Consider the following 11,595-nt stretch of genomic DNA (forward strand, 5'->3'; position numbering starts at 1 on the left):
TAGGATGAGTGTTTAACTTTTATTGACTTTTTTAAAAATTTGAGGTAAAAGCACTTTTTGAATATTTTAGATTCTAACTATAAAAAATGGAATTAGTTATTTTTAAATTAAATAATGTATCTAATCAAAATTATTTATATTTTATAATTTGAAAATGTATCAATATTTTTATAATAATAATAGAGTCAGTTATAAAATATAGGTGTTCGAAAAAAAGGAATAATACACTCTAAAACTTTATATATTCCTTATTAATAACCCCTTTAAAAACCTATTAAAATTTGATATAATAGAAGAAATTAACTTAATGGGAGAAAGAAACATGAAATTACAAAAGATTATAGCTAAGAATTTTATTCATCCAGGAAAACAAACTTTTACATTAAGTGAAGATCATATTTTAAAACAAGGTATATATAGTGATGCAAATGATATTTTAGAGTTAAACAAGATATTTAATGGTTCTTGATTAGAATCAAATATGAGTTTTGAAAAGTATTATCCAAAATTTGCAAAAAAGCTAGCAAATAAAGAAATGAATCTGCAAATTGATGCATTATTTTTTATTGAAGAAGAGGAATTAGTACAATTAAATAAAATTTTAAAATCTCTTGGGGTTATCAAAGCATGAAAATCTAGAATATTTTATTATTCAATTAAGTGTATTTATCCTTATATTTTCCCAATTGTAAGTTTAGTGCCAGCAGAGTTCAAAACAGATAAAGTAATCGGTATTGGAAGTCACTATGAAAAGTTCTTTAAAGCTAACTTAAGTAAAAGAGATATTTTAACTACTATGGGAATTAATGCTGTGGCTCAGTTAAGAGAAAAGTATTTCGAATATAAAGATGTTAAAGTTAAAGAAGAAGAAAAAGAAGAGTATAAAAGATATCTAGAAGTTTTAAAAACAACTTTTAGATATGATGAAGAGTTTATTAAAAAATTGGGTCAAGCAATTTATAGCATTGATGATGGTGATATTATCAATTATGCTGATGAAATTGAATTTTTCTTAAGAAATAATCACTTTGATAATTTTTTAAATACAGTTCCATTATTAAGAGAAAATAAAAAATATCGTGAGGATTTTGCTAATTTATTATTTGATGTTTATTTAGTAGATTTAAAATGAATTTATTCTGTAAAAACAGCAAATGATATTGTTGAAATAAGGAAAATTGCCTATGAAAATCATTGTGAAAAGGCAGTTTATTCAAGAGAATTAATAGAATTTTTTAATACAAAATTGGTTTTAAATAAGAAGAACTTTAATTATTATTCAGGAGTTAGCAAATTTAATGCTAAAGCTGATCCAACTTTGGTTTTTACAAATGAGCTTAAATATAATAAAATATTTGAAAAGGATGCTGTAGAACCAAAATATGTTGAACCAAAGTTTGCATGAAATAAAAAAAGAAAATAAAATTAATGAAATGTATAAAGTTAATGTAAAAAACTATTTTTATTGGAGGGTTTACTATGGGTGAAAAAATACTACAAAATGAATTATTAAAAAATCTTGTCAGTAAGCAAGATTTATATAAGGCAGCTAAAAATATAAAATTATCAAATGAGGACACACAAAGATTTATTGAATCAATTTTTAGTAATTATTTTCTAGATAATGACAATATTAATTTTTTAGTTAAAAATGGCTATAATTTTTTTACTTTTAAGGACCAAGAACTATGTTTCTGCCTTAGTGGAGAGCAATTTTTAGCATGTTGCAAAAAACACTTAATAGAAACAAAAAATTCAAGTTATACGCCCTTTATTAAGGCAATTATTGCCAATGATAAGTATGAAGATTACTTAAAATTTTCTTCGCAATTATTTGAAAATAAATACAAAAAAATGAGTAAAACTGAAAAGTGTAATTTTGTTAATTGTGAACAAAAAGCTGTTGAAAATAGTTTGTATGATTTTAATGAATTAGATCATACAAATTATTTAACATCTAATAAAAGAAATGTGTTTGATAATAACTATAAAATGGGTGAATCTTTTTTCAAAGAAGTTGAACCAAATCAATTTAAGTATTTTGGCTTTTGTCAAGAACATATGAATCAAATTGCGGACATTAAAATTACAAAAAATAGTAGTGATGAAGAAATCCTATTATTTAACTTTCCTACAATTGTAAATAAATTATTCATCTCTAGAGTTCAACTTGAAGCTTTAAAAGAAGAATTTAGAAACTACTTTAATTCAATTGAAGAAGATGGTGTTAAAACTATGTTTATTTATAATTTAAAGAAAGTTTCAAATCATGTAAGTTCTTTACTAGAAACTTATACTTTCTTTGTAAAAACTTTAAAAGGGCAATACAAGAACTTTGGGATTGTGAAATTTAGTTTACCTAAAACAAGTAATTTTACAATTAGAGATGTCTTTCAACCACAAATAACACCAGATGATTTTAAGGTTGTAAACTCAATTAATAACTTTTTTATCTCTGAAAATTTTGCAACTATTGTCATGTTTTCGGATAAAGCAAATTCTTTTGTAACAATGGTTTATGACAAAAGCAAAGAAAATTTAAATACTTTCTTTGAACAGTATTTAAAAATTATTCATTTAAAATCAAAAAATGAAGCAGCTTTTATTTCAAATTGTTCGCTGATATTGGCAGATAATATTTTATTTCAAAAACAATGATTTGATAAATTAGATGAACAAGAAAAATTATTGTATTCAGCTTTAAATAAATTTAGATTCCAACATCCAAATATGGGTCAAGAATATTTAAAAATGAAATTCTTTGCTGGGTTTAATAAGGGCAATAATTTCTTTTAAGAAGTTTAAATTAAACATAAAAAAATACTAACCAAGTTAGTATTTTTTTATTATGAAGAATGTTCTCAATCAATATTATTTTCTTCAGCTTTATTTTTTTTATAACATTCATCACAAACATAAATTGCAGTTTCATCTTCTAAATTTTCATCATATTGATAAATTCTTTTTTTATCCATAAAGTTTAGATCTTGATTACAATTTACAATTTGACATTTTTCTTTCATTTAAATCACTCCTCAAATTAATTTTACTAGATATTTATAAAATAGAAAGTTAATTAAATATTTTTATAATTTAAAAACCTAATATCTTATAAAAGTGTGAGTAGGGGAGTTGAAATGATTCGATAGGGGAGTTGAAATGTAATAAAAGTCAATAAAAATGCACTGTTTAGTGCATTTATTTGAAATATTCAAATTAGAAGTTACTTGTTTTCAAAATTACATAATCTACTTTTTTAATATCATTAAGCTTAGTTCCCCCAGAATATGATATTGATGATTGCAGATCTTCTTGCATTTCTTTGTAAGTTTCCATTAATTTTCCTCTTACTTTAATTAACTCTTTTTTTCCTTCAACATATCTTTTTTCACCCTTATTATATTCACTGGCACTACCATAATATTCTTTAAATAATTCGCCTTCAACAGTAACATTAGCTCCAGGTGATTCTTCATGAGCTGCAAATAAACTTCCAATCATACACATTGTAGCTCCAAAACGAATTGATTTAGCAATATCACCATTGACACGCAAACCACCATCAGCAATAATTGGTTTGTGAGCAGCTTTGCTACATCACTTAATAGCACCCAACTGTCATCCACCAGTTCCAAATCCTGTTTTTAATTTAGTAATACAAACTTTTCCAGGACCAACTCCAACTTTAGTTGCATCAGCTCCTCAAAATTCTAAATCTCTAACAGCATAGGGTGTTCCAACATTTCCAGCAATAATGAAAGTTGATTTTTTCATATGTTTTCTGATATGTTCAATCATATTTTTAACACTAACTGAATGGCCGTGAGCAATATCAATTGTAATATAATCAGGGATGATATTGTCTTTAGCAAGTTTTTCAATTAAGTCATAATCTTCTTGTTTAACTCCCACACTAATTGATGCAATTAAATTAGCTTTAAGCATTTTTTTAACAAAAGCATATGAGTCAACATTGAAACGATGCATAACATAAAAGTAACCATTTTTTGCTAACATCTCACATAATTGCTCATTAATTACTGAAGCCATATTTGCAGGCATCACAGGCATTTTAAAAGTATGTTTGCCAAGTTTAACTTCAGTATTACATTCACTTCTTGATTTAACAACACACATACTTGGTATTAGTTGAATATCTTCATAGTCAAAAGCGTACATCTACATTTCTCCTTATTCCTTTGAAATTATAGCAATAAAAGCTTAAAAAAGAAAATTAGTTAAAATAAAAAAATAGCCTTTAAGGTTATTTTAAAACTTTTTAGCAGCTTCAATAATTTTATCAGCAATTGCATTCATTGCATCATTTGGATTTGTTGTTGAAACAGGTGCTATTTTAGTTCCTGCAAACAGAATTGGTTGATTAACTTTTGCACCAACAAACTCTCAAGTTCCTTTTAAAAATTCAGTGTGATTTCCTCATGGATATCATCCAAATGGTGCACCTTGAGTTGTTAAAATTTGTACTGTTAAATGTTCTAATAGACCTTTAGCATCTCCTTGTTTAACATATTTATATGAAAATGTTTGATCTGCTAATAATATGTGATCTAAGTAGTTTTTAATTAAAGCTGAAACATTAAAATTATTCATTGGACTTGAAATAACAACTTTATCAACTTCTTTTAACTGATTAATATATTTTAAAGCATCTTGCTCATTAAAATATGTACCAAAGTTTTCTCTTGAAAGAGTCTTATGAGCCATTTGCTCATTGTTTAAATCTAAATGAATAATTTCATCTTGCGGGTTTAATGTTTGATATTCTTTAACAAAACGATTTGTTAAAGTTAATGAAAATGATTTTTCAACAGGACTAACTGTACCTGTGATTACTAAAATTTTTTTTGCCATAATTTTCTCCTTTATCAAGTTAATTTTATAGTTAAATTCATCAAAAATACTTCATTTTTTTAATAATTAAATATAAAATATTAATTGGTTATATAGAGGTACATATGAAAAAAGTCACAATAATTATTGTAGCAGGGGGTAGTGCTAGTGGAAAAACTACTGTAGCACAAACTATTGCCAATGAAATCTTTATGAACAAGCCTGTAACGCATTTAACAATGGACAGTTACTATAAAGATTTTAGTGATTTAACCTTTGAAGAAAAGCAATTAGTAAATTTTGATCATCCAAGTTCATTAGACATCGACTTGCTTTGTAAACATTTAGATGATTTAAAACAGTTTAAAGCAATTGAAACACCAGTTTATGATTTTAAAACTCACTCACAAAGTGGTGAGTTTATTAAAGTAGAACCTTCAAATGTAGTTATTTTAGATGGCATATTAGCATTACATATTGAAGAAATTCGCAAAAGAGGCGATATCAAAATTTTTATTAGAACAGATGATGATATTCGCTTTATTAGAAGACTTATGCGTGATGTCAATGAACGTGGAAGAAAACTAGATGACATTACAAATCAATATTTAAATACTGTAAGACCTATGTATAAATTTTTTGTAGAGCCTTCAATTGAACATGCTGATTTAATAATTCCTTATTATGAGGGTAATAATATTGCAATTGATTTAGTAGCTGCAAAAATTAGCAGTTTATTGAAAAAGTAAAATCATTTATAATTGAGAAGAAAGGAGTCACAAAACTCTTTTTTTTATTAAAACTTTTCTCACATTAAGTGTTTTTTATCGTAAAAACTAACTATTTCGAAGATAAGTGCCTATTTTAAAGGGTTTTTGATTAAATTGACATTTTTTAATGAAATGTGATATATTAATTCTATTATGAAACAATGAGGTAAAATATGGCTGAAAACAATAAGAATTTATCGTATACAGAAGATAGTATTCAAATATTAGAAGGTCTAGAAGCAGTTAGAAAAAGACCTGGTATGTATATTGGTTCAACTGATTCAAGGGGTTTACATCATTTAGTTTGAGAAATAGTTGATAACTCAATTGATGAGGCTCTTGCTGGAGTGTGTAGTGAAATTAATGTTTCAATTGAAAAAGACGGTTCAGTGACAGTAAAAGATAATGGTAGAGGGGTTCCAATTGGAAGTTATAAAGGAACAAGTCAATCAACACCAGAAATTATTTTCTCAGTATTACATGCTGGGGGAAAATTTGGTGGTGATGGTTATAAAACTTCTGGAGGATTACACGGAGTTGGTTCATCAGTTGTTAATGCACTATCATCTAAATTTAAAGTAATAATTCACAGAGATGGACTTATATCACAAATTAAGTTTGCTCATGGGGGAAAATTAGTTGATCAGTTAAAACAAACTGGAACTTCAAAACAAACCGGAACAATTGTTAATTTCTTACCAGATGAAACAATGTTTTCAACAACAAAGTTTTCATTTTCAACAATTAGTGAAAGATTAAAAGAATCAGCGCTTTTAAATTCTGGGCTTAAATTAACTTTAAAAGATAATAGAAGTGATAAGTATATTGAATACTTATATGAAAATGGATTAACAGAATTTGTTAATGAACTAAGAGGTGATCAAAAAGCTTTATGTTCACCAATTATGTTAAAAGGTAGTGAACAAAATATTGATGTTGAAATTGCTTTAACTTATACAACTGATTTCTCAGAAACAGTATTAGGATTTGCCAACAATGTTAAAACAAGTGATGGGGGAACTCATTTAACTGGTTTTAGAACAGGAATGGTTAAAGCCTTAAATGAATATGGTAAATCTCAAAGTATTTTGAAAGAAAAAGATAAAAAATTAGATTCATCAGATATTAAAGAAGGTTTAATTGCAATTGTAACTGTAAAAATTCCAGAAAGTTTAATTCAATATGAAGGTCAAACAAAGGGAAAATTAGGAACAAGTGAAGCTAAGTATGCTTGTGAAAAAGTAACAGAAGAGCATTTTAGTTTTTGATTGCAAGAGAATAAAACAATTGCTATTTCAATTATTGAAAAAGCATTATTGGCTCGAAGAGCAAAAGAAGAAGCAAGAAAAGCAAGACAAGCAGTTAGAGATCAAAAATCAAAATCAAAATCAAGAACAATGCTTGGAAAATTAACTCCAGCACAAGGAAAAAATAAACAAGAAAATGAATTATATTTAGTTGAAGGGGATTCAGCTGGTGGAAGTGCAAAATCTGGAAGAGATAGAAAATTTCAAGCGATTTTACCGTTAAGAGGTAAGGTAATAAATGCTGAAAAAACAAAATTAATTGATTTGCTTAAAAATGAAGAAATAACAACAATAATTAATGCAATTGGTGCTGGTATTGGAAGTGATTTTGATATTAGTGATATCAATTATGGAAAAATAATTTTAATGACAGATGCTGACACCGATGGTGCTCATATTCAAACTTTATTGCTTACTTTCTTTTATCGTTATATGAAAGAATTGATTGTCAATAAAAACATTTACATCGCAATGCCTCCATTGTTTAAGATCACAACAGGTTCAAATAAAAAGGACTTTATGTATTTATGAACAGAAGAAGAATTAGCAAGTCATATGAAAAAAAATAAAGCTAAAATTGAGATTCAAAGATACAAAGGGTTGGGAGAAATGAATGCTAATCAACTTTGAGAAACAACAATGGATCCAGAACATAGAAAATTAATACAAGTAACAATTAATGATGCACTAGCTGCTGAAAATTCTTTTAGAACTCTAATGGGTGATAATTCTGAAAAAAGAAAAGAATGAATTGAAGAAAATGTTAAATTTACACTTGAAGAAAATACGGAATTTATTTAGTTAAACAGTTGCTAGGATGGATGTGGTGAATGTGGAAAATAAACTTTCTTTTGCACAAAAGGCAAAGATTATTATTCAAAAAATTGAAGAATATAATAAAATAAATAAGGAAATTAAAAGATATGGAGATATTTTTAATACATTTTCTTTTTATTATGAACTGAAAGAACCTATCCTTTTTTTTGAATTAAAAAGTACAGACTATGCTGAAAATGATTTTTCAGCCACATCTTTAGCAACTGAACAATGAATTGAAATAAATGTAGAAAATGATAAAGAAGTAAACTGATTAATAAAAACAATAAATAAATTTCTTGAAAAATCTAAAAGTGTTATGCAAAAAGCCAGAGAAATATCTAAGCCACATGTGGGTATTCTTGTCTATGATGAATTCACTGATTCATATTATTTAAACCCAACAACAGGACCAATTCTTTTAAAATCAAAAGAAGTTTTAAAAGAGATAAGTTCCACGAGAATAGACATTTTCAATATCTTTATTAACTTGCGTTCAGTTGCAGTTGAAGAAGATCGAGCAGTTGAGATTTTTGGACTCAATCTTGAAGAAGTAATTGTAAAAATTGATGATTCATTAAAATCAATTAATATGCTTGCAAAAAAAATTATGAAAATAGAAGGTATTCCAAGATATATTTCATCAATTGAAGTAGATGATAAAATAATGTATTATAATGGTTATGCCACAATAGATTTTGGTTTAGCAGCTGAAGATAAAAATAAAGTTAATGAAGTTAGTTTAGAAGCTAATATTAATGAAATTGAAGAATTAGAAAAAATCTATATTCAAATTAGAAAAGATGAAGAAGTAAGTAAAATAATGGCAAATCTTGGAAGAAGTTTAGTATCAAAAAATAATCCAAAATTGTATGTTCAAAATTCTATCACAGGACTTTGAGAATTATCATATGAGGGTAGAAAAACAATTAAAAATTTAAATATTATCGACTTCATTAACACTGATATTAGTGAGATGGACTTTGATATAAACTAGGAGGATATAAAAATGTCAAATAATAATAAAGAGGAAAAAGGAATAATTAATTTCGCGCTTGAAGACTTAATGGGTGATCGATTTGGAAGATATGCTAAGTATATTATTCAAGAAAGAGCCTTACCTGATGTAAGAGATGGTTTAAAACCAGTACAAAGACGTATTTTATTTACAATGAATGAAATAAATTTAACTCATGACAGAGCTTATAAAAAATCTGCTCGTGTCGTTGGAGATGTAATTGGTAAATATCACCCTCATGGAGATACATCTGTTTATGATGCTTTAGTTCGTATGAGTCAACCATGAAAATTAAATATTCCTTTAGTTGATATGCACGGTAACAATGGTTCTATCGATGGAGATAGTGCTGCTGCTATGCGTTATACTGAAACAAGACTGGCTAAAATATCAAGTATTATTTTAGCTGATTTGCAAAAAAATACAGTTCTCTTTGCACCAAACTATGATGATTCTGAAAGAGAACCAACAGTTTTACCAGGATATTTTCCAAATATCTTGGTAAATGGTGCTACAGGAATTGCTGCTGGTTATGCAACAAATATGCCTCCTCATAATAGTATTGAAATAATAGATGCAGTTATTGCAACTATTAAAAACCCCAAAATAAAATTAAGTGATATTTCAAAAATTGTTAAAGGACCCGACTTCCCGACAGGGGGAATTGTTATGGGTCAAGAAGGAATTGATTCTGCATTTTCAACTGGTAAAGGAAGAGTAATTGTTCAATCAAAAATTCATAGAGAAGGTGACAATCTTGTTATTGATGAAATTCCTTATGAAATTATTAAACAAGATCTTGTTAAAAAAATGGGAGATGTTGTTGATGCAAATCCTCATCTAGAAGTAAAAGAAGTTCGTGATGAAACTGATAGAACTGGTTTAAGAATTGTAATTGAACTTTCTCCTAAAGCTGATTATGAAATTACAAGAAAATTTTTATTGAAAAATACTCCTTTACAAATTTCATATAACTATAATAATGTTGTGATTGTTGAAAAACAACCAAAACAGTTAGGAATAATTGATATTATTACTGCTTATATCAAACATTACAAAGAAATTTTTTCAAGAAAAACTAAATTTGATTTAGAAAAAGCAGAAAAAAGATTGGAAATTATTGAAGGGCTAATTAAGGCTATTTCAATTCTTGATGAAGTTATTAAAATAATTAGGCATTCTTCAAATAGAAGTGATGCCATTGCAAACTTAATTGAAAAATATCAATTTAGTGAGACTCAAGCAATAGCAATTGTTGATTTAAGACTATATAGATTAACTTCAACTGATATTGTTAAATTAGAAGAAGAGAAAAAAGAATTATCATTTTTAATTGAAGGTTATAAGGCAATTTTAGGTGATGTGAAAGTACTTGATGATAAAATAATTGAACAGTTGACAGCAACCAAAAAAGAATTTGGTGTTCCAAGAAGAAGTCAAGTTGTTAGTGAAATTGAAAATATTGAAGTTGAAATCAAAAAAACAATTGTACAAAAAGATTACACAATTTGAATATCACAAGATGGTTATTTAAAAGCAATTGAAGACTCTCAATTGGGAAAAAATTCAATGGAAGATTTCAAACGTAAACCAAATGATATTTGAATATCACAAGTTCCAGCATCAAGTTTAGATTTTATTTTACTTGTATCAAGTGCAGGAACATATTATTCAATTCCTGTTTATAAAATTATTCCAAGTAAATGAAAAGAAATTGGAATGCATATAAATAAAGTTGCAACAATTTCTGGAAATGAAAGAATTCTTGCTGCATTTGTTGTTAAGCAATTTAAAAATGCAAAACAGGAAATACTTTTAGCAACTAAAAAGGGAATGATAAAACGTACCCCAGTTGAAGATCTAGAAACTAAAATGTTTTCAAAACCTTTTAGAATTATTAAATTACAAAATGAAGATGAACTTGTTTCAGCTTCACTTGTAACTTCAAAAACAAAATCTGCAACAATGTTAACAAGAACAGGTTTTGCTGTTAGATATGACATTTCTGAAATACCTTCAGCAGGTCCTAATGCAAAAGGAGTTAAGTCAACTGTAGTAAAAGATGAAGATATCGTTGCTGGTAAAGCGTTTGGTAAAGGTGATGTTTTAATTATTACAAATAAAGGAAATGTTAAAAAAATTAAACAAGATCATGTTCCAATTATGGCAAGACCAAAGAGAGGAGTTAGATTATATCCTTGAAATAAAAAACGTGATGAATTTGCGACATTCTTATATAACATCCAAACAAATGATATTTTAAATATTTTAGATGAAGAAGATAATTTAATACAATTAAATGTTAAAAACTTTAAATTTGCTGACTTAGAAGATGTACCAGAAGATTTAGATATGGCTGAAATAATTACAACAACTTTAGAAAAATCATTCATTATTAATAATAATGATGTACCACCAACTCCAAAAGGTGGAGATGATGAAGAACCAAAGAAAGTTGTGAATGTAAAAAAGCAGTTAGCCGCTAAAAAAACAGCGGTTAATAAAATTGAAAAATCAAAAAATCTAAATAGTAAAGTTGAAGAGGAAGTAATTTTTGATGAAGTTGAAGATGAAGTACTTTTTGATGAAGTTGAAGATGAAGTAATTTTTGATGAAGTTGAAGATGAAGTAATTTTTGATGAAGTTAAAAATGAAATAGTTCTTGATGAAGTTGAAGAAGAAATAATATCTGAAGAGTTTCAAGAAGAAATGATCAAGGAATCAAGAGAATCTAATGAAAGTAAAAAAGTAAGTATTAGTGATGAAGAAACTAGTGAACTTAAATTAGATTTAGAAGACTTAATTTAGAAACACTTTATGTGTTTTTTTATTT

Annotated in this window: 9 protein-coding genes; 6 read left to right on the plus strand and 3 right to left on the minus strand. The window is 26.8% G+C overall.

Going from position 1 to position 11,595, the window contains the following annotated elements; translation table 4 throughout:
• Positions 1 to 322: 322 nt before the first annotated feature.
• Entirely contained in the window at positions 323 to 1,423 is a 1,101-nt protein-coding gene (locus AACL15_RS02510) for a hypothetical protein (RefSeq protein WP_339034997.1), read from the plus strand.
• Between the two features lie 56 nt (positions 1,424 to 1,479).
• Positions 1,480 to 2,796 carry a hypothetical protein gene (locus tag AACL15_RS02515; protein WP_339034999.1) on the plus strand — a complete coding sequence of 439 codons (1,317 nt, stop codon included), beginning with the start codon at positions 1,480 to 1,482 and terminating at the stop codon, positions 2,794 to 2,796.
• Positions 2,797 to 2,846: 50 nt separating this feature from the next.
• On the opposite strand, the gene AACL15_RS02520 is transcribed toward AACL15_RS02515, so the two are convergent.
• From AACL15_RS02520 to AACL15_RS02530, 3 genes are all read right to left on the minus strand, one after another.
• Positions 2,847 to 3,023, minus strand: coding sequence for a hypothetical protein (locus tag AACL15_RS02520; RefSeq protein ID WP_339031060.1), 177 nt, complete (start codon positions 3,021 to 3,023; stop codon positions 2,847 to 2,849).
• 193 nt (positions 3,024 to 3,216) lie between these two features.
• The gene (locus AACL15_RS02525; RefSeq protein ID WP_339035001.1) at positions 3,217 to 4,179 is read right to left on the minus strand and encodes a GMP reductase; all 963 of its coding nucleotides are present in this window, start codon (positions 4,177 to 4,179) and stop codon (positions 3,217 to 3,219) included.
• Between the two features lie 90 nt (positions 4,180 to 4,269).
• Positions 4,270 to 4,872: an FMN-dependent NADH-azoreductase gene (locus AACL15_RS02530; protein WP_339035003.1), complete on the minus strand. Its 603-nt coding sequence runs from the start codon at positions 4,870 to 4,872 to the stop codon at positions 4,270 to 4,272.
• A 104-nt stretch (positions 4,873 to 4,976) separates the two neighbouring features.
• On the opposite strand from AACL15_RS02530, the gene udk reads away from it, so the two are divergent.
• The 4 genes from udk (at position 4,977) to parC (ending at position 11,570) form a co-directional block, all read left to right on the plus strand.
• A complete protein-coding gene (udk, locus tag AACL15_RS02535; protein WP_339035005.1) occupies positions 4,977 to 5,600 on the plus strand; it encodes a uridine kinase in 624 nt (207 codons plus the stop codon).
• A 194-nt stretch (positions 5,601 to 5,794) separates the two neighbouring features.
• Entirely contained in the window at positions 5,795 to 7,729 is a 1,935-nt protein-coding gene (gene parE, locus AACL15_RS02540) for a DNA topoisomerase IV subunit B (RefSeq protein WP_339035007.1), read from the plus strand.
• A 25-nt stretch (positions 7,730 to 7,754) separates the two neighbouring features.
• Positions 7,755 to 8,741, plus strand: a complete 987-nt coding sequence (locus AACL15_RS02545) for a hypothetical protein (RefSeq protein WP_339035009.1) — start codon at positions 7,755 to 7,757, stop codon at positions 8,739 to 8,741.
• A 12-nt stretch (positions 8,742 to 8,753) separates the two neighbouring features.
• Positions 8,754 to 11,570: a DNA topoisomerase IV subunit A gene (parC, locus tag AACL15_RS02550; RefSeq protein ID WP_339035011.1), complete on the plus strand. Its 2,817-nt coding sequence runs from the start codon at positions 8,754 to 8,756 to the stop codon at positions 11,568 to 11,570.
• Positions 11,571 to 11,595 lie beyond the last annotated feature (25 nt).

The sequence above is a fragment of the Spiroplasma endosymbiont of Cantharis rufa genome (assembly GCF_964019665.1).
Lineage (GTDB): Bacteria > Bacillota_I > Bacilli_A > Mycoplasmatales > Mycoplasmataceae > Spiroplasma_A.